Below are 17,865 nucleotides of genomic sequence, written 5' to 3'. Positions count from 1 at the left end.
GACGGGCCCCGACCGCTCCCCCTCCGCCAGCCCTCGGCCCTTTCGAGGCCTGGGCTCTCATGTCGTCGGCTGACACGTAGCCGTCGCGGTTACGCGTCCCAGCCCGCGAGCGATCGACGGAAAGCAGAAAACCCAAGCGCGATCCCTCCCGGTTCGCGACCATAGATCCCGTGAACGTCAAAATCACCAGGCCCGGAAGCAGAGATCCGCAACGGATCGCCGAACTCACTCCCCAGGCGAGCGAGAACGTGACGGGCCAGCACGTCGTTTCGAAGGTGCTGTTGCGTGAATGGGCCGCCGCCGTGAAGCACGCCACCGTTGAACACGTGCAACCCTACGATCTGCAACACCCGGAGCGCCGGCTCAACACCCGGCCGCCTCGGGGCGTCGGAAAGATCGAGAACTTCGTGCCGTGGGCTTCCACGTCGCTGGAGATCAAGTGGGGTCTGGTCGAGCGAGATCTACCCGACGCCCTCGCCGCGGTGAAAGCGGGGACCGCACTTGGAGAGCCACGTACCGCCGGGATTCTGCGTGACCTGATCGCGTTGCACTACATCCGGTCCCACCACTACCGCGAGGCCTTCAACCGCGTTTTCACCGAGTTCTTGCCGCGGCAACGGGAGTGGCTCCTCACCGAGCGTGCTGGCCCACTGAAGGCTGCCTACTTGCAGCACACAGGGCGGCCCGCGGTCGGACCGGAGGACTTGGCTGCCATCGCCGACGAGATATTCAGCCTGATGCTCGACCAGTTCCACGACGGATCACTGCTTCGCGTGCGCATTGAGGCCTCCTTCGACCGAACCCGCCAGCTCATGGCTCGGTATGCCCTGGAGATCCTGGAGCCCGAAGAGGGCGAATTCCTGATCGGAGACAACCCTGCTCTGACCGTACGCAAGGACGGCGACAGCCTCTCCCACGGCATGGCCCTTCTCGACTCGCACACCACCGTCCTCCCTATCGGCCCCCGCCACATGCTGTCACTGGGGCAGACACCCCTTCACGGCCGCCTCGCCAAGTCCGCGGTCGACAAGATGAACGTGCTGCAGATCAAAGCCGCCCGCGAATACGTGTACACCCGCCCGAACAGCTTCCTCGCCGCGATAGTCCGAGAAGAAGCCACCTCAAGATCATCGAGGCTATAGATCAGGCACCTGTTCCTCGAGCGCCTGGCGGTCGATGTCTGCGTACGCAGTGGCCTCCTGTGCGCCCTGCCGGCATGGTCGGTCAGCCTCTGTGCGGCTGCAGTTGGCTGGTCACGTGCTGGGCGGGGAGATGACGGGCTGCCACACTCGCCCGGTTGAACTGATCACTGCATGGCCGTGGCGCCGTACGCAGAAGTCCAGGGGGTTCCTTGCCGAGCGCACGCACAACCGGCGGCCACTACCGCAGAACAGGCTCCCCGCCGTCCCTTTTCCCTTTGTTGAGCGTTGCGGCTGTGGTGATCCTGGCCATCGGCAATGGTGGCGTGGACGCAGTGCCGTTATGGCTGTGGATCCTGATAGGGGTCACAGTGACCGCGGTCTCCAGGGGTCGCGATCTACCTGCTGGTCAAACAGATCCGCCGGGAAGATCTCCAGTTGCAGGCGGCCGAAGAGGCGGCCAAGCTGCAGAAAGGGATCGACGCGCAGAAGCTCGCGAACCTCAAGACCGTCACGCCCCTGGCCACGCTCCTGGAGCTCGACCAGTCCCAGATCGACGAATACCACCGGATCGCCACCGATCAAGCCGACCGGTCCTTCCGGTCCTCGCAACGGGCGATGGCGTTGGGCCTGCTGGTGATCGTAGGCTGCTTCGCAGCCGGCCTGTACTTCGCCAACGGCCAGACCAAGGCCTTCGTCGCCGCCATCGCAGGGGTCGCGGCGGCACTCTCCGCCTTCCTCAACCGCACATATCTGCAGATGTACGGGCAGACGCTGAGCCAGCTCAACCGCTACTTCGAACAGCCGGTCCTGACCGGCTACTACCTGACTGCGGAGCGCCTGGCCCAAAACCTGGGCGCCGACCCGGAGAGCGAGATGCGCCGCCGCATCATCGACCAGATCCTGGAAGCCGCCAGTGCCCCGATGAACAACGGCGCCTCCGTCGAAGAACCACCGCCGCCGGCGAAACGGCAGGCGAAGAAGAAGCGCGCCGCAGCAACCGAGTAGGCAGCCTCACCCATCCCGGCCATGAGCGCGACCACGGCAGTTCAGGTGCTGGGCAAACTCAACAGCCACCCGATCGGCGCGCTGCACGGGACTGTGTCGGGGGCACATGCCGAATGCGCGTATGGCCGCAAACGGCACCTGATCTGCGACTATCGTGGCCTGATTCCGATGGTTGTGGTCACGGCCGCCGACGTCACTGACCGCGACGCGGCCAAGGAACTGTTCTTCCGGCTCGCTCTCAGGCACCCCGAGATCGCCATCGTCTGGGCAGACTCCGCCTATGCAGGAAAGCTCGTGGACTGGGCGAAGAAGTACCTGGACATCACCATCAAGACGGTACGGCGCCCTCCGGACGCGAAAGGCTTCGTGGTCCTGCCGCGCAGGTGGGTGGTCGAGCGCTCCTGGTCGTGGATCATGCGAGCCCGACGGCACTGCCGGGACCACGAACGCCTGCCCGAGGTGAGCGAATCGCTGATCACATGGGCCGCGATCACGCTGATGACCCGCCGGCTTACCCGCCGCACAGCCAAGAACACGCGGGTCGTCACACCGCCTCGCCTGATACAACGTGCCGCTTGATCAGCCAGGAGCATCCTCATCGAAGAAGCAGGGGACTGTCAGGGCTCACTGACTGGGCTGCCAGTCAGTCCTGCAACGCGCCAGCGCTGAGCTCACCGGCTCTTCAGCGCTGTGTCGACTCCGCCCGGTAGCGGTCGCTCCACTGCTTGTTGAGCTCGTCAGCCTGGCGTTTGTGCCGGGGCACGATCGCATGTCCGTCAGACGACTCGAGCCCGAGGAAGTTGAGAATGCCTTCGGTGACACCGGCCATGTCGGCATCGAGTTCCTCGTAGCGCACCCGGAGAGGCTCAATGCCGCATGAGGTGAACCACGCCTCCCACGCCGCATTGTGCTCATCGATCGTCTGTATCAGCTCACCGATACGATCCGCGTCGAAGGTGGGCGGCCGCCCGATGCCGCCATTCCCGTCGATCTCACCGCTGCCGCCGACGTACCAGGTGCCGGTCTGCTCGGCGCGCAGCCAGGACACTGCTTGCGCCAGGACGTCCTCACGTCGCACATAGACGAAGCGCGTTCGGCCGAAGGCCCGGTTCAACAGTGCGACGTCCTCGCCGTCAAGGCCCGGATAGATCACCCCGAGCTTGTCGACCACCTCGTCCAGGGTCCCCCACATGAGCTTCGCTCCGAACACTCCATTCTTGGTCCGACCAGCGGCAAGGGCCGCCTGCACGTAGTCCGCGTAGTCGAAGCAGCCCTGAGCAGAGCGCGGAACCTGCCATCGGTCTGCCCACAGTGGCTCATCAGGCGCACGGAAATACGCCTGTGGCAGGCCAGCGATCCCGGTCGACGCCAGCAGTCCGAGGAGCAACGAACTGCCCGTGCGGGGAGTGGCACAGATGAAATACGAGTCGGCATGTTCCGCAGCATCCGGTCGCATCGTCACGACGCAAGGTAAGACCGCCGTGGCCACGGCAGGCAACCCGATTTCCGACGCAGACGTGACTGTCGTGCACGGATCAGACACAGGCACTCAGCTTGTTCTTTATCTACTGGCTTCGAACGGTGTCCCGAACGAGGTCACTCACCTGGGCATTCGCCGGACATGAGGGCGGCCTTCGTCTGATCCTATGCTCCGTCACGAGGAGAACCAGTCGAAGGCCGTTGTTATGAGTGTGGTGTGCCCGGATGTCCGGCGGGAAGCGTTCGTGGAAGCGTCACGCTTCCGAGCAGAGTTCTACGAGTGTCTGACCGCCCGGCGTGACGAAATGTTCGAACTGGCCGACGCACTGTTATGCGTCGACGGGCCGGTCGCCTCGCCCGTGGACCTGACGATGGTGCCCGAGCACCGGCGTGGGCACGGCGCGTTGTACGGGGCTCTCAATCGGGGCCGGATCGACGTCGGGAGGCTGCGGACCTTGCTCGCAGGGCTGCCATTGCCCCGGTTCGAGGGCAGGCGCCTGGTGCTGGCGGTCGACGTGTCGCCGTGGCTGCGCTCGGACGCGCCGTGCTCGGCAGACCGGCTGTTCTGCCACGTCTACTGCCGAGCGAAGTCCGCCTCCCAGTTCATCCCGGGTTGGCCGTACTCCTTCGTCGCCGTCCTCGAACCAGGAGCCACCTCGTGGACGTCGGTCCTGGACGTGGTCCGGCTCGGTCCCGAGGATGATGCGACCGCCGTCACCGCCACCCAACTCCGCGCTGTGGCCGAGCGGCTCATCTCAGCCGGCCAGTGGGCGCCCGGCGACCCGGACATCACGATCGTCATGGACGCGGGTTACGACGTCACCCGCCTGGCCTGGGTCCTGCGGGATCTTCCTGTCGAGCTGGTCGGGCGCATCCGCAGTGACCGGGTGATGCGGCTACCCAAGCCCTCGCTCAAGGAGTACGCCCTGGCCTATCCCCAGGGCGGGCGACCGCCAAAGCACGGGCCGGAGTTCCGCTTTGCCAAACCCGAGACCTGGCCCGAGGCGGCGATCACCACCATCACCGACACCACCAACTACGGCAAGGCCGAGACCCAAGCGTGGGACCGTGTCCACCCGAGGCTGACCCACCGCTCGGCCTGGCTGGAACACGACGGTGAACTCCCCGTCGTCGAGGGCACCTTGGTCCGACTCAAGGTTGAACATCTCTCCAAGGAGCGAGAAGCACCACCGGTCTGGCTGTGGTCCTCCAAGACCGGCGCCACCCCGGCAGACGTGGACCTGTGGTGGCAGGTGTTCCTCAGACGGTTCGACCTGGAACACACCTTTCGCTTTGCGAAGCAGACACTCGGCTGGACCACGCCGAAGATCCGTACTCCCGAAGCCGCGGACCGCTGGACCTGGCTCCTCGTCGTCGCCCATACCCAGCTCCGATTCGCCCGACCGCTGGCCACCGATCTCCGCCGGCCCTGGGAAAGACCAGCCAAACCCGAACATCTCACCCCGGCCAGGGTCCGCCGAGGGTTCAGGAACATCCGCGCCCACCTGCTCTGCCCAGCCCGTGTTCCCCAACCGACCGGCACCGGTCCCGGACGCCCTCCCGGCTCGAAGAACCGGCGGCCCGCCACCCGCTACGACGTCGGCAAGACCGTCAAACGCCCCGAGACCCTCAAAGCCATCGGCCGACCAGGAAGATCTTGGTAGATAAAGAACAAGCTCAGCCGGTTGTAGACGCCTGGCCAGTTGCCGAACTTCTCCGGCAGGTGGACCCACTGCGTTCCGGTCTGGAACTTGAACGCGATCGCGTCGATCACCTCACGGTGATGCCGCCACCGCCCACCTCGCTGCGGCGACCGATCCGGCAGTAACGGCTCAATCCGCGCCCATTGCGCGTCAGTCAACGGCACACCCGGACCAACGACCAGCTGATCCAAACGAAACCGCCTAGCCGGAGCCCTTGAAGCCGCCCCAGGGGACCTCGCCGGCCAGTACCAGAGGAGTTGACCCAGACGGTCCCGAAGTCGAGCCTCGCCGGGATGTCGTGACTGAGGCGGGCGTTCTGTCCACACCGACGCCGGCAGGTCGAGCGGGACGTCGTTGGCCCGTCGTACCACCCCTCCTCGTCGGCGAAAGTCTCGACCGTGATCACCGGGGACACGTTGGACGTAGCGCTCAAGCCACCAGCGGGCGGGCGGATGGGGCACGGCGGGCCGGGGCACGGATGAAGGAACCGGGCCCGTTGATCTCGGGGGAGGCGGCGAGTCCACGACGTGATCGCCGGGCGCCGGGCCGAGAGGAGATGTAACTGGATGGGGCCACGAAGGACAAGCCGGCCTGCAGGGCTGTTCGTCGGCCTGTGCACACTGGATGTCATCCAGCTCGTCGATCACGTCCCGGCGCCCGACGAGAAACTCACCGCCCGCGAACAGACCGTGGCCGCAGGCGGCCCGGCCGCGAACGCGGCCGTGACCTTCACGTACCTGGGCGGCGCGGCCAGGCTGCTCACCGCGATCGGCTCCCACCCGCTGGGGCTCGCGATCAAGGCCGACCTGGAGCAGGCAAGAGTGACCGTGTCGGACCTGGCGGTTCAGTCGACCGACCCGCCCGCTGTGTCCTCCATCATGGTCACCGCGTCCAGCGGACAACGCGCCGTCGCCTCGACCAACGCAACCGGACACAGCCTCGCCCCACCCGACGACCTGGACGCGCTGGTGGCAGCCTGCGACATCGTCCAACTCGACGGCCATCACATGGAACTGGCCACGGCCACCGCCCGAGCCGCGCGAGACGCCGGCCGCCGCACCGTCCTCGACGCAGGCAGCTGGAAGCCCGGGACACAGAACCTCCTGCCGTGGATCGACGTAGCCGTCTGCTCCGCCGATTTCCACCCGCCTGACGCCCACACCCCCACCGACACCCTCCAATTTCTCGGACACCACGGAGTCACCTGGACGGCGGTCACGCAGGGAGGCGGGTCCATCATGTGGGCGGGCCCCGACAACAGCGGGACCATCGCCGTGCCCACCGTGCCGGTGGCGGACACTCTCGGCGCGGGAGACATCCTGCACGGAGCCCTCACCCATCACCTTGCCGACAAGCGGCACCTGACCTCACAGAGCTTCGCCCAAAGCCTGCACGCCGCCGCCTTCATCGCCTCACAGGCATGCACCTCGTTCGGCACCCGAGCCTGGATGCACTGACCAACATTGGGTCCGGGTTTCGCTATTGCAAGACGCCAGCCACCCGCTGCCCAGCTGAACCGTTACGCCGCATCGTTCAGCATCTGACCATCGGCATCTGACCATCGGCATCTGACCATTGGCATCTGACCAACCGCGGCGTACGGGGCGCGGTCCCACGCCTCGTATCCGCCGGGCTCCGCGGCTTCGTCCTCGGCTGCCGCTGCAACGGCACTGACGTGCCTGCGCACCTCATCCTGCCCACGCTCCCGACAACGTCAGCACCACGCTCACCCCCGCGACGAGCACCATGCACAGGCGCAGCCACCTCGCGAAGTTGTCGCCCTCCTCCCACCACTGCTCCGCTTCAGGCGACCAACCCTCGGTCGGGTATGGGGCCAGGAGACAAGCGCAGTAAGGGCAGCCCGCGGGGTCGGTCGGGGTCTGGTGCGCGTCGTCCAGCGCTGCGAACCGATCGTCCATGCGCCGTTCAACCGACGATCAGCCGGGCGGGCAACGTCCTCAGCGGTGTTCGAGGCCGGACCGCAACCTCGTATAGCCGTACGGCACATACCGCCGACCACTGCCGCCCGAGCGGACTCCGTCGTCATGCACATTCGCAGGAGTTCAAGCGCGTCGACACGGAACCCGCAGCCGGAAGAGCGCCCCTCCCCCGGGCGCGTGCTCGGCCGTCAGCTCGGCGTCGTGTGCGTGGGCGATCTGGCGGGCCATGGCCAGACCAAGGCCGGAGCCGGGCAGGGCACGCGCGGTGCGGGCCCGGTAGAAGCGGTCGAACACGTAGGGGAGGTCTGCGTCGGAGATGCCGGGGCCGTGATCGCGGATGGTCAGTTCCAGCGTGCCCGGGATGGTGGTGAGGGTGACCTCTACGGGCCGGCCGGGCGGGCTGAATTTGGCGGCGTTGTCCAGCAGGCTCGACAGCAGGCGGGAGAGGCGGGCCGGCACACCGGCGACCGTGGCGGTCCGCACGTCGGGGTCGGCCGAGAGCTCGAAGGGTACGGCCGGCCAGTGGCCACGGGCTGCGTCGACGGCATGCGCCACGACGTCGGCCAGGCGTACGTCCTCGATCAGCGGGTCCGGTTCCTCGTCCCGGGCCAGTTCGATCAAGTCGTTGACCAGCAGGGTCACCTCTCGCAGCTGGCGGGCGAGCGCGTTCGCCGCGCGGTCGCGCTGGGCGTCGTTGAGGCGGGAGGCCCTGGTCAGCAGTTCGGCGTTGGTGCGCAGAGCGGTCAGCGGGGTGCGCAGTTCATGGGAGGCGTCGGCAACCAGGCGGCGTTGAGCGGTGACGGACTTCTCCAACTCGTCCAGCATGGTGTTGAAGGAGGCCGCGAGGCGGGTGATCTCGTCGTCTCGGCCAGGGCCCTTCGGCGGCAGCTCGATACGGTGCCGGGCGTCGCGCGTGGAGGCGATGCGCTCGGCAGTGGCCGTGAGCCGACTGACCGGTGCCAGACCCGTGCGGGAAACCCAGGATCCGAGCACCCCGGCCAGAACCACGCCGGCCCCGCCCATGACAGTGAGCAGTACCGCGGCCTGCCGGACCCCTCGGTCGACGGTGTCGGCCCGCACGGCGACCTGGATGGCTCGGCCTTCGTCCAGTGGCGTGGTGAGCATCCTGGCGCTGTGGCCCGCCAGTCGCACCTCGCTGTAGTAGGGCCCGTGGGTGTTGGAGGCGACCTCGCGGGTGGTGTCGTTGACGGGCAGCAGGTACGGCTGCTCCGGGTCGTCAGCGGGCTGCGCGGGGACGAGCTGGGCGCAGGCCGGAGCGGCGAGGAAGCGGCACTGGCCCTGCACGACGCCGGGCGGCTCCTGCCGGTACTGCTGGGCCGCGAGTCGCGCCGACTGGGTCAGGTGCAGGTCGAGCTGGTGGACCAGTTGGTGACGGATGACCAGGAAGGCTGCGGCGCACAGGCCTACGGCGACGGCCGCCACCGCCAGGGACGCGGTCACGGTCAGGCGGGTGCGCAGGGGGCGGCGACGCAGCCATCGGGCGTGCCGGCGTCGACCGTTGCGTTGCGGCTCGGGCTGCGAGCGGGGGCGTCGTGGTGCGGTCATGGCAGGTCCAGCCGGTAGCCGACGCCGTGCACGGTGTGGACGAGCCGGGGCTCGCCGCCCGCCTCCAGCTTTCGGCGCAGATAGCCGACGTAGACGGCGAGGGAGTTGGACTCGGGGCCGAAGTCGCGGCCCCAGACCCGTTCCAGGATCGTCTCGCGGGGCAGCACCTGTCCGGGGTGCCGCAGCAGCAGCTCCAGCAGGGAGAACTCGGTGCGGCTGAACTCGATCGCGCGCCCCGCCCGGCGTCCGGTCCGCGTTGCCGGGTCGACCACGAGGTCGGCCTGTCCCCGTTTCGGTGAAGAGGCAGTCAGGTACTTGGTCCCGAAACGCGGAAGATGCAGTGCCAGCCTGTACTAGCGCGTTCTCATGCACACCTCTAAGCCAACTGTGTACCGTGATCCGTGTGCAGCTTCGGTACAGCTTCCGCCTGTACCCGAGCCCTGGTCAGCGCGCGGCGTTAGCAGGGGCGTTTGGGTGTGCGCGGGTGGTCTACAACGACGCCCTCAGGGCTCGGGAGAGGGCCCGTGCCCAAGGGCTACCGTTCCCGAAGACCGGCGATCTATCGAGGACGCTGATCACCGAGGCGAAGAAGACCCCGGAACGGGCCTGGCTCGGCGAGGTGTCGGCGGTCGTTCTCCAACAGTCCCTGCGCGATCTGGACACGGCCTACCGGAACTTCTTCGACGGCCTGAAGGGCAAGCGGCCGGGCTTGGGCGCGCCCCGGTACAAGTCCCGCAAGGACAGCCGGCAGGCGGTTCGGTTCACCGCGAACGCCCGCTGGTCCATCACCCCGGGACACAAGCTGCGCCTGCCGAAGATCGGCGACCTCAAGGTGAAGTGGTCGCGCACACTGCCCTCCAACCCAACCACCGTGACCGTGGTCAAGGACAGTGCGGGCCGGTACTTCGCCTCCTTCGTCGTGGAGACCGGCTCGCAAGAGGTGCTGCCGCAGACCAAGTCTGAGGTGGGCATCGACCTCGGGCTCCGCCACTTCGCGGTCCTCTCGGACGGCACGAAGGTCGACAGCCCTCGCTTCTTGCGCCGGGCCGAGAAGCACTTGAAGAAGGCACAGCGCGGACTGTCCCGCAAGGAGAAAGGCAGCAAGAACAGGAACAAGGCCAGGATCCGCGTCGCACGGGCACACGCCCGTGTCGCGGACGCGCGCCGCGAGTTCCATCACCAGCTCTCCACGCAGCTGGTCCGCGATAACCAAGCGGTCGCGGTGGAGGATCTGGCGGTGAAGGCTCTCGCGCGCACGCGTCTGGCCAAGTCCGTGCACGATGCCGGATGGTCGGCGTTCGTGAGTATGCTGGAGTACAAGGCCGCCCGGTATGGGCGCGCGTTCGTGAAGATCGGGCGGTTCGAGCCGACCTCTCAGGTGTGCTCCGTGTGCGACGCCAAGGACGGCTCGAAGCCCCTGCACGTCCGGGAATGGACATGCGGGGTATGCGGGGCGGTCCTGGACCGGGACATCAACGCGGCGGTCAACGTCGCCAAGGCGGCCGGACTGGCCGTGACAGCCTGTGGAGCGCAGGTAAGACGGGCCCCCGTGCCCGCACCGCGCAGAGAAGCAGGAACCCACTCGACACCGCAGCCATCAACGCCGCGGTAGGCGAGAATCTCCCCCCTTCAGGAGGGGAGAGGATGTCAACAGGTCTGATCAAGCCGGGGTCGGTCCGCAGCATGTCGTCGACGTCGGCGGCCTCCGCAGGCCATGTGGGCCGCCGACGCCCAGACCGCGATCCTGTTCGGCGAAGGTGTTGCGACAACAATTGAGAGATCGCTGTCCCTAAAGTCTTGGTGTTGGTGCTCCGTGTTCGAGGTGTCTCCAGCCGTGTTAGCTGTGCCGCTGGGCCCAACGTTCGAATCCAGGAAAGGGACGCCTCACGAGGGGATCACACACCCCCGGGGATGGAATGGCTGCTACACCGGATGGGCGGGCCAGGACGGGATGCCGACGTTCCCCGTGGCGTCGCCACAGGGCAGCGTCACGCCGCCCGGGACGACGTTCCGGCAGAACACGCCCCGTTCGCCTTCCCGTTCACGTTTCCGCCACTGGCGCGTACACCTGCTCGTCCAACCCGAAGGTCCATGCAACACCCGCTCGCGCTGTCCGCGTCGAGGGCGGTACCCGTAGCCAATAGGTGCGCCGTGTCCCGTCCGGCTCGGGGGTGGAGTTGAGGACCTCCACCATGACCACCGGTTCGTCGTCCACCAGGTCGATGCGCCACAGGGTGCCTGCCTCGTCCTGGTGGAGGGGGCGGGCACCCGAGTCGGTCAGGTAGCGGTCGTAGCCGTAGTACTCCAGCATCACGCGCCGAAGTTCGGCGTTCTCCTCGGCGCGGATGCGCTCGGGTGTGAGGGTGCGCAGTTCGGCGAGGAAGGCGGCGGGTACGGGCATGCCGCGCCAGGCGTGCAGGGCGAAGCCGTCCGGGTAGGCGAGGGCCGGGCCGTCGCCGTGGTCGAGTCGGCCGGCCTCGTCGCGGTGCAGGGCCACGGGCCGCTCGGAGAGGACCGCCACGCGGGCGTAGGGCCACCACCAGCCGGCGTTGCGGCAGACGGCCGTCAGCGCGTCGAGCGGGCCGGCGTCGGCGGGGAACGCGGCGAGCCACGGCGCGTCGTGCTGTCCGAGCACGGCGTCCAGGAGGAACAGCCGGATCTCGGCGGCCTCCTTGCCGGTGTCCCGGCCGGCGAGTTCCTCGATGACGCCGGTACGGATGCGGTCCACGAGGGCCTGGGTGGAGTCCCACAGCCGTCCGCCCGTCGCCGCCCAGTGCGCGGACCAGCCCTCGGCACCCAACTCGACGTGCAGCGAGCGTCTTTGCTGTGCCCAGGGGGCGCTGCGCACCGCGTCCCGTACGCTCGGGCCGCGGTCGGCGAGGTCGTCCCGGATCAGGGTGACCGCCGCTCGCGGCGAACCCACCCACACGACGCGCTCCGGCTCGGCGAGTCCGGCCAGCCGGTAGGCCCGGCGAACGCCGTCCTCGGCGGCCGCGCGATCGGCTGGACCGGTCGCCGAGGCCCACGCTCGCCATGGCCCCAGTTCGCCGGAGACGCTGTTCTCCACCCTCTGAGTCCCCTCAATGCCGGTCTCGGACTCGACGTTTGTTGTGCTCATTTGCTCCCCCTCCACCCTGGTTCTCTCCACCTTTGCCTCTGCGCCCTTTGCCGCTTGTCCCTCCCGGTCTCCGCCGTTCAGTCCGCCACGATCCGCACGGATCCGGGCACGTACTCCCGTTGCCGGATCACCCGGTACCAGCCCTTGGGCAGCGCGATCGCCGCGTGCTCCTCGTGGACGACTCGGCCGCCCTGGGGCAGACGCAGCAGCAAAGGACCGAACGGCCCCGGCTCACGTATCAGTTCGCCCGGACCGACAATCGCGTGAGCGTGACCGGTGACCTCGCCCAGCGCCAGGACGAGCCGCCCCCGCCCGTCGCGCTGCTCCCTGGGCGCGTGTGCCACATGCGCCGGTACCGCCTCCTCCGTCACCGGCACGATCAGCACGTCTCCCTGTCGGTACATGGCTGTCCCCTCACCGCCGGGTGCACCACGCACCGGCCTCATGACCACGACCGTAGGCGGCACCACTGACAACGCCCCGAACCCCGCCCCGCCGCACGCTGTTGTCAGTGGCTGTTGGTAGAACTGCCGACATCACAGACCGCACACTCTTCCTCCTCGGGAGCGGCGCATGACCATCGGTGACCACCTCGACCTGTTCCACGGGCTGCCCGCGCACGACTTTCCGGGCCCGGACGCGACGACGGACGACCTGCCCGAGCCGGACTCCGTCGCCTGGCGGATCACCAGTGACGTGTACGACGCCGACGAGGAGTGGCAGAAGGCGTTCTCCCGCTTCTGCGCCGCCGTCGACACCACTCGGGTGCGCGCGCTGATAGTGGGGGCCTGGCAGGAGGCGTACGACTCCGACCCCTCCCCCGTGATCGAGGCACTGTTGGCCGCCCGGGACCGCTTCCCTGCGCTGCGCGCGCTGTTCCTCGGGGACATGGTGATGGAGGAGTGCGAGATCTCCTGGATCAACCAGACCGACGTATCTCCGCTCCTCGCCGGGTTCCAGGCGTTGGAGGAGTTCGGTGTGCGGGGCGGGACGGGGCTGGAGTTCACGGCACTGAGCCACAGCGCGCTGCGTACGCTCGTCGTGGAGACCGGCGGTCTGCCCACCGAGGTGGTGCGCGGCATCGGCGCGAGTGACCTGCCCGCCCTGGAGTTCCTCGACCTGTGGCTCGGCACGCCCGACTACGGCGGCGACAGCGAGGCTTCCGACCTGGAGCCGATCCTGTCGGGCGCGCGGCTGCCGCGCCTGCGTCACCTTGCGCTGCGCAACAGTGAGATGCAGGACGCGGTGGCCGCGGCTGTGGCTTCCGCCTCCGTGGTGGAGCGCCTGGAAGTGCTGGATCTGTCCATGGGGGTGCTGACCGACGAGGGAGCCGCCGCGCTGCTGAGCGGTCAGCCTCTGACTCACCTGAGAAAGCTTGACCTGCACCATCACTACCTCAGCCAGGCGGTCGAGGAGCGGGTGCGCCAGACGCTCGAGGCCGCGGGCGTTCAGGTCGACCTCGACCGCGACGACGCGGAGGAGGACACGGAGGCCGACGGCACAGTCTGGCGTTACGTCGCGGTGGGCGAGTGAGCACTCCTTCCCTGGCCCCGCCGGTTTCCCGTCCTGCCGCGTCGCGTTTCGCCGTGGTCGGCAATCCCGAGAACCGGCGGGTGTCCCTCTTCTCGGACGCGGTGCGCGCGGCCGGCCTGCCCGGCCCGCGCGTCGTCGCCTGGAGGGACGTCCTGCGTGACGGCGGAGCCGATTTCGCCTCGGACGAGTTCGTGCGGGTCGACTCCCCCGGCGAGAATCTCGAGATCGACCGGCTGTTGCGGGGTACGACGGATCCCACCCGGGTCGAGGGCTCGGCCCGCTGGTACGCCCGCTTCACCGCCGCGCTGCGTACCCTGCGCGGCGGCGTCCGCCTCGACGACCCCGACGAGCTCGCCGCGCTGTTCGACAAACGTGCCTGCCACGGCGTGCTCGACGCGGCGGGTGTGCCGGTACCCGCCTCGCCCACCTCAGGTCCGGGCGGGGCGCCGGTGCGCGGCTGGAACGACGTACGGGCGCTGATGCGCGAGCACCGGATGCCCCGGCTGTTCGTCAAGCTCGCTCACGGGTCCTCGGCGTCAGGAGTCCTCGCCGTCGAGACGGGCGGTGGCGGCCGGATCAGGGCCACCACGTCCGTCGAGCTCGCCCCGGACGGCACGCTCCACAACTCCCTCCGGGTGCGTCGCTACGAAAGCGAGCGGGACATCGCCACCATCGTCGACTCGCTCGCGCCCGACGGGCTGCACCTGGAGCGCTGGGTTCCCAAGGCCTCCCAGCAGGGTCGGGCCGCCGACCTGCGCGTGGTCGTGGTGGCCGGCCGGGCCACACACGCCGTGGTGCGCACCAGCCGTACGCCCCTGACCAATCTGCATCTCGGCGGCAGCCGTGGCGATCTGGCCACCGCCCGGCGTTCCGTCGGCGCGGCAGGCGGCCGCTGGACCGACGTACTGGAGGTGTGCGAGCGGGCCGCGGCCTGCTTCCCGCGCACCCTGTGCGTCGGTGTGGACCTGCTGCCGGCGATCGGCTGGCGCAGGGCCTTCGTCGGCGAGGTCAACGCCTTCGGGGACCTGCTGCCCCGGCTGACCGGACTGCCCGGCAGCGGCGCCGAGGGCCTGGACACGTATGCCGCGCAGGTGGCGGCCGCACTGCGCGAACCGGCCCCGCCCGGCCCGCTCCACCCGTACAGAACAGGAACATCCCATGCCTGAGCCCGACATGCAGGACCTGCCCACCCCCGATCCTGACGTGTGGGAAGGCCCCATGTCCGAGCCCGACATGAACGAGGTCGTCGGCAGCCACGACATCCTCCTGGTCACCCTCGACACACTGCGCCACGACGTGGCCGTCGAGCTGGCGGCGGAGGGGCGTATCCCGAATCTCGCCCGCCACCTGCCCGGCGGGCGCTGGGAGAAGCGTCACGCGCCGGGCAGTTTCACCTACGCCTCGCACCAGGCGATCTTCGCGGGTTTCCTGCCGACCCCGGCCGAACCGGGGCCGCACCCGCGGCTGTTCGCGGCGAGCTTCGCCGGCAGCGAGACCACGGCGGACGGCACTTTCGTGTACGACACCCCTGAGTTCGTCTCCGGGCTCGCCCAGCAGGGCTACCGGACCGTCTGCATCGGAGGCGTCGGCTTCTTCAACAAGCAGGGACCGCTAGGGACCGTACTGCCCGGGCTCTTCCAGGAGGCGCACTGGGAGCGGGAGTTCGGCGTGGCCTCGCCGCACTCCTTCGAGAACCAGGTCACCCGCGCCGAGCAGGTCGTCGCCGACCTCCCCGCGGAGCAGCGGCTGTTCCTCTTCGTCAACGTCTCCGCGCTGCACCAGCCCAATTGGTTCCACCTGCCCGGCGCGACCCGCGAGGCAGGCGACACCCGCGAGACGCACGCGGCCGCGCTGGAATACGTCGACAGGCACATCGGGCGGCTCCTCGCCGCCGTGAGTTCCCGGCGGCGCTGCTTCGCGATCGTCTGCTCCGACCACGGCACCGCCTACGGCGACGACGGCTACACCGGCCACCGCCTCGGCCACGAGTCCGTGTGGACCGTGCCGTACGCCCACTTCTTCCTCGACCCCGCCAAGGCCCCGCGATGACCACCGCCCAGCTCACCAGCCCGTACCAGCACTACGTGTACGCCTACCCGCACAAGACCGCCTACCGCCGACTGCCCGACCGGCCGGAACTACGGTCTCTGTGGGCGGCGCAGGACAAGAGCGCCCTGGCCCTCTACCTGCACATACCGTTCTGCGAGGTCCGCTGCGGCTTCTGCAACCTCTTCACCCGCATCGGCGCCCCCGACGACCTGACCGGCGCCTACCTCGACGCCCTTCAGCGGCAGGCCGACGCCGTACGCGAGGCACTCGGCGACAGTGAGCCGGTGCGGTTCGCCACCGCCGCCTTCGGCGGAGGCACCCCCACCTTCCTCACCGCGGCCGAGCTGCAACGCCTCTGCGACATCGCCGAGCAGGGAATGGGCGCCGACCTCCGTGCGATCCCGCTGTCCGTCGAGGCCTCCCCCGCCACGGCCACCGCGGACCGTCTCGCGGTCCTGGCCGAGCGGGGCACCACCCGGCTCAGCCTCGGCATCCAGAGCTTCATAGACTCCGAAGCGAGAGCCGCCGTACGGCCGCAGCGCCGCGCCGACGTCGAGGCGGCGCTCGCCCGGATCCGCGACACGGCCATCCCGGTCCTCAACATCGACCTCATCTACGGCATCGACGGTCAGACCGAGCAGACCTGGCTACGGTCCCTGGACGCCGCCCTGGCCTGGCAGCCGGAGGAGCTGTACCTCTACCCGCTCTACGTGCGGCCCTTGACCGGACTCGACCGCCACCGCGCCGCGGACGGCCCCGATCCGGACTGGGACGCCCAGCGGCTGCGCCTGTACCGCGCGGGCCGCGACCACCTCCTCGCCCATGGCTACATCCAGCAGTCGATGCGGATGTTCCGCCGTACCGACGCTCCTCAGCAGGGCGCCGACGACTACGCCTGCCAGAGCGACGGCATGATCGGTCTGGGTTGCGGCGCCCGCTCGTACACGTCCGACCTGCACTACTCCTTCGACTACGCGGTCGGCATGCACGAGGTCCGCGGGATCATCGACGACTACGTCGCCACCACCGACTTCGCCCGCGCCGAGGTCGGCTACCGCATGGACCCGCACGAGGCGCGCCGTCGCCATCTGCTGCAGTCCCTCCTCCAGGCCGAGGGCTTGCCCGTCGACGACTACCAGGCCCGCTTCGGCACCGCACCACTCGACGACTTCGGCACGGAACTCCATCGCCTGGCCGACCGGGGCTGGCTGGCCGAGGCGGCCTCCGCGCACCTGCGGCTCACCCCGGAGGGACTCGCCCACTCCGACGCCGTCGGACCCGAGCTGTTCTCCCCCGCCGTCCGGGTCGCCATGGCCGCCTACGAAAGGAAGTGACCGGCCCGCCATGGATCTGACCGTCCTCTACCGCGGCCCGCTCGCCTCCTGCGACTACGACTGCCCCTACTGCCCGTTCGCCAAGCGACGCGACTCCACCGCACAACTGCGCGCCGACCGGGCCGCCCTGGAACGCTTCGCCCGCTGGGCGGCCGACAGCGACGACCAGTTGTCCCTGCTGTTCACACCGTGGGGCGAGGGCCTGGTCCGCTCCTGGTACCGGCGCACTCTCGCCGAGTTGTCGCACCTGCCGCACATCCGCCGTGTCGCCATCCAGACCAACCTCAGCTGCCGCACCGACTGGCTCGCCGGCGCCGACCCGGAAACCCTTGCCCTCTGGTGCACCTACCACCCGGGCCAGACCCCCTACGACCGCTTTCTGGCCAAGTGCCACGACCTCACCGACCGCGGGATCCGCTTCAGCGTCGGCATCGTCGGCCTGCCAGAACACCTGCAGGCGGCCCGCCGCCTGCGCGCCGAGCTACCCGCACACGTATACCTGTGGATCAACGCAGCCGAGGGCCACACCTACCAGGACGCCGAGGCCGACGACTGGACCGCCCTCGACCCCCTCTTCCCCTACAGCCGCCACCCGCACGCCAGCGCCGGCCTGCCCTGCCGCACCGGGGAGTCCGTGATCTCGGTCGACGGTGACGGCACCGTCCGCCGCTGCCACTTCGTCCGAGCCGAACTGGGCAACCTCTACGACGGCTCCTACCGCGCCGCCCTGCTCCCCCGTCCCTGCCCGCTGACGGTCTGCGACTGCCACATCGGTTACGTCCACCTCGAAACCCTGCCGCTCTACGACGTCTTCGCCGGCGGGATCCTGGAACGCATCCCGGCCCACCCAGGCGAACCACAGCCCGCCCAGGCCGTAGCCATCACGCCCCGGAGCAGCCGCGACGTCGGCTGAGCAATGAGATCGCGAAGGGACCTGCTGGGGGCGCGTTCGGCTTGTTCCGTAGGATCACTGCATGCCCACCGCCGAACGCGTGA

Annotated in this window: 16 protein-coding genes and 2 pseudogenes; 11 read left to right on the top strand and 7 right to left on the bottom strand. The window is 68.9% G+C overall.

From position 1 onward, the window contains the following. Nucleotides 1-170: 170 nt before the first annotated feature. From ACZ7M7_RS32640 to ACZ7M7_RS32630, 3 genes and pseudogenes are all read left to right on the top strand, one after another. Nucleotides 171-1,142, top strand: coding sequence for a DUF4238 domain-containing protein (locus ACZ7M7_RS32640; RefSeq protein ID WP_472123158.1), 972 nt, complete (start codon nt 171-173; stop codon nt 1,140-1,142). A gap of 435 nt (nt 1,143-1,577) precedes the next feature. Continuing rightward, entirely contained in the window at nt 1,578-2,147 is a 570-nt protein-coding gene (locus ACZ7M7_RS32635; protein WP_472123155.1) for a TRADD-N-associated membrane domain-containing protein, read from the top strand. A 123-nt stretch (nt 2,148-2,270) separates the two neighbouring features. Further along, nucleotides 2,271-2,666: pseudogene (locus ACZ7M7_RS32630) on the top strand (transposase); the annotation flags it as partial. Between the two features lie 163 nt (nt 2,667-2,829). On the opposite strand, the gene ACZ7M7_RS32625 reads toward ACZ7M7_RS32630, so the two are convergent. Then, entirely contained in the window at nt 2,830-3,603 is a 774-nt protein-coding gene (locus ACZ7M7_RS32625) for a Stf0 family sulfotransferase (protein ID WP_472123340.1), read from the bottom strand. A gap of 229 nt (nt 3,604-3,832) precedes the next feature. Here ACZ7M7_RS32625 and ACZ7M7_RS32620 point away from each other — a divergent pair, with 229 nt between their 5' ends. Then, nucleotides 3,833-5,290: an NF041680 family putative transposase gene (locus ACZ7M7_RS32620; RefSeq protein WP_472123338.1), complete on the top strand. Its 1,458-nt coding sequence runs from the start codon at nt 3,833-3,835 to the stop codon at nt 5,288-5,290. Here the strand turns inward: ACZ7M7_RS32620 and ACZ7M7_RS32615 are convergent. After that, on the bottom strand, nt 5,218-5,493 hold the full coding sequence (locus ACZ7M7_RS32615) for a transposase (protein ID WP_472123334.1): 276 nt from the start codon (nt 5,491-5,493) through the stop codon (nt 5,218-5,220). The two genes, ACZ7M7_RS32620 and ACZ7M7_RS32615, sit on opposite strands and share 73 nt — an antisense overlap. 402 nt (nt 5,494-5,895) lie before the next feature. Between ACZ7M7_RS32615 and ACZ7M7_RS32610 the strand changes: the two genes are divergently transcribed. After that, complete coding sequence (locus tag ACZ7M7_RS32610) at nt 5,896-6,786, top strand: PfkB family carbohydrate kinase (RefSeq protein WP_472123153.1); 891 nt, start codon at nt 5,896-5,898, stop codon at nt 6,784-6,786. A 231-nt stretch (nt 6,787-7,017) separates the two neighbouring features. Here the strand turns inward: ACZ7M7_RS32610 and ACZ7M7_RS32605 are convergent, their stop codons facing one another. The 3 genes and pseudogenes from ACZ7M7_RS32605 to ACZ7M7_RS32595 form a co-directional block, all read right to left on the bottom strand. Then, on the bottom strand, nt 7,018-7,248 hold the full coding sequence (locus ACZ7M7_RS32605; RefSeq protein ID WP_472123150.1) for a hypothetical protein: 231 nt from the start codon (nt 7,246-7,248) through the stop codon (nt 7,018-7,020). A 144-nt stretch (nt 7,249-7,392) separates the two neighbouring features. After that, nucleotides 7,393-8,835, bottom strand: coding sequence for a sensor histidine kinase (locus tag ACZ7M7_RS32600; RefSeq protein ID WP_472123148.1), 1,443 nt, complete (start codon nt 8,833-8,835; stop codon nt 7,393-7,395). Next, nucleotides 8,832-9,116, bottom strand: a pseudogene (locus tag ACZ7M7_RS32595) (winged helix-turn-helix domain-containing protein); the annotation flags it as partial. The gene ACZ7M7_RS32600 and the pseudogene ACZ7M7_RS32595, both read right to left, overlap by 4 nt. 122 nt (nt 9,117-9,238) lie before the next feature. On the opposite strand from ACZ7M7_RS32595, the gene ACZ7M7_RS32590 reads away from it, so the two are divergent. After that, a complete protein-coding gene (locus ACZ7M7_RS32590; protein ID WP_472123145.1) occupies nt 9,239-10,447 on the top strand; it encodes an RNA-guided endonuclease InsQ/TnpB family protein in 1,209 nt (402 codons plus the stop codon). A gap of 429 nt (nt 10,448-10,876) precedes the next feature. Here the strand turns inward: ACZ7M7_RS32590 and ACZ7M7_RS32585 are convergent, their stop codons facing one another. Together ACZ7M7_RS32585 and ACZ7M7_RS32580 are read right to left on the bottom strand one after the other, a co-directional pair. Continuing rightward, a complete protein-coding gene (locus tag ACZ7M7_RS32585) occupies nt 10,877-11,953 on the bottom strand; it encodes a DUF6745 domain-containing protein (protein ID WP_472123143.1) in 1,077 nt (358 codons plus the stop codon). A gap of 77 nt (nt 11,954-12,030) precedes the next feature. Then, nucleotides 12,031-12,357, bottom strand: coding sequence for a hypothetical protein (locus tag ACZ7M7_RS32580; RefSeq protein WP_107906371.1), 327 nt, complete (start codon nt 12,355-12,357; stop codon nt 12,031-12,033). Between the two features lie 169 nt (nt 12,358-12,526). Between ACZ7M7_RS32580 and ACZ7M7_RS32575 the strand changes: the two genes are divergently transcribed. From ACZ7M7_RS32575 to ACZ7M7_RS32555, 5 genes are all read left to right on the top strand, one after another. After that, the gene (locus ACZ7M7_RS32575; RefSeq protein ID WP_472123140.1) at nt 12,527-13,486 is read left to right on the top strand and encodes an STM4015 family protein; all 960 of its coding nucleotides are present in this window, start codon (nt 12,527-12,529) and stop codon (nt 13,484-13,486) included. Next, the gene (locus tag ACZ7M7_RS32570) at nt 13,483-14,652 is read left to right on the top strand and encodes an STM4014 family protein (RefSeq protein WP_472123137.1); all 1,170 of its coding nucleotides are present in this window, start codon (nt 13,483-13,485) and stop codon (nt 14,650-14,652) included. Before ACZ7M7_RS32575 ends, ACZ7M7_RS32570 begins: the two co-directional genes overlap by 4 nt. Before the next feature lie 67 nt (nt 14,653-14,719). Then, complete coding sequence (locus ACZ7M7_RS32565) at nt 14,720-15,535, top strand: STM4013/SEN3800 family hydrolase (RefSeq protein WP_472123331.1); 816 nt, start codon at nt 14,720-14,722, stop codon at nt 15,533-15,535. After that, nucleotides 15,532-16,869 carry an STM4012 family radical SAM protein gene (locus tag ACZ7M7_RS32560; protein WP_472123134.1) on the top strand — a complete coding sequence of 446 codons (1,338 nt, stop codon included), beginning with the start codon at nt 15,532-15,534 and terminating at the stop codon, nt 16,867-16,869. The genes ACZ7M7_RS32565 and ACZ7M7_RS32560 overlap by 4 nt, the downstream gene beginning before the upstream one ends. A gap of 10 nt (nt 16,870-16,879) precedes the next feature. Continuing rightward, nucleotides 16,880-17,782: an STM4011 family radical SAM protein gene (locus tag ACZ7M7_RS32555; protein ID WP_472123131.1), complete on the top strand. Its 903-nt coding sequence runs from the start codon at nt 16,880-16,882 to the stop codon at nt 17,780-17,782. The last annotated feature ends 83 nt before the right edge of the window (nt 17,783-17,865 follow it).

It is taken from the genome of Streptomyces sp. NPDC111606 (assembly GCF_055656945.1).
The sequence above is the reverse complement of the archived record's forward strand: the minus strand, read 5'-3'. Positions and strand labels throughout refer to the sequence as shown.

Coding starts and splice junctions, on each gene's coding strand:
- ACZ7M7_RS32580 (WP_107906371.1), bottom strand. CDS start 12,357: ATGTACCGACAGGGAGACGTGCTGATCGTGCCGGTGACGGAGGAGGCG.
- ACZ7M7_RS32610 (WP_472123153.1), top strand. CDS start 5,896: ATGGGGCCACGAAGGACAAGCCGGCCTGCAGGGCTGTTCGTCGGCCTG.
- ACZ7M7_RS32560 (WP_472123134.1), top strand. CDS start 15,532: ATGACCACCGCCCAGCTCACCAGCCCGTACCAGCACTACGTGTACGCC.
- ACZ7M7_RS32585 (WP_472123143.1), bottom strand. CDS start 11,953: ATGAGCACAACAAACGTCGAGTCCGAGACCGGCATTGAGGGGACTCAG.
- ACZ7M7_RS32625 (WP_472123340.1), bottom strand. CDS start 3,603: ATGCGACCGGATGCTGCGGAACATGCCGACTCGTATTTCATCTGTGCC.
- ACZ7M7_RS32600 (WP_472123148.1), bottom strand. CDS start 8,835: ATGACCGCACCACGACGCCCCCGCTCGCAGCCCGAGCCGCAACGCAAC.
- ACZ7M7_RS32555 (WP_472123131.1), top strand. CDS start 16,880: ATGGATCTGACCGTCCTCTACCGCGGCCCGCTCGCCTCCTGCGACTAC.
- ACZ7M7_RS32605 (WP_472123150.1), bottom strand. CDS start 7,248: ATGGACGATCGGTTCGCAGCGCTGGACGACGCGCACCAGACCCCGACC.
- ACZ7M7_RS32620 (WP_472123338.1), top strand. CDS start 3,833: ATGAGTGTGGTGTGCCCGGATGTCCGGCGGGAAGCGTTCGTGGAAGCG.
- ACZ7M7_RS32575 (WP_472123140.1), top strand. CDS start 12,527: ATGACCATCGGTGACCACCTCGACCTGTTCCACGGGCTGCCCGCGCAC.
- ACZ7M7_RS32565 (WP_472123331.1), top strand. CDS start 14,720: ATGAACGAGGTCGTCGGCAGCCACGACATCCTCCTGGTCACCCTCGAC.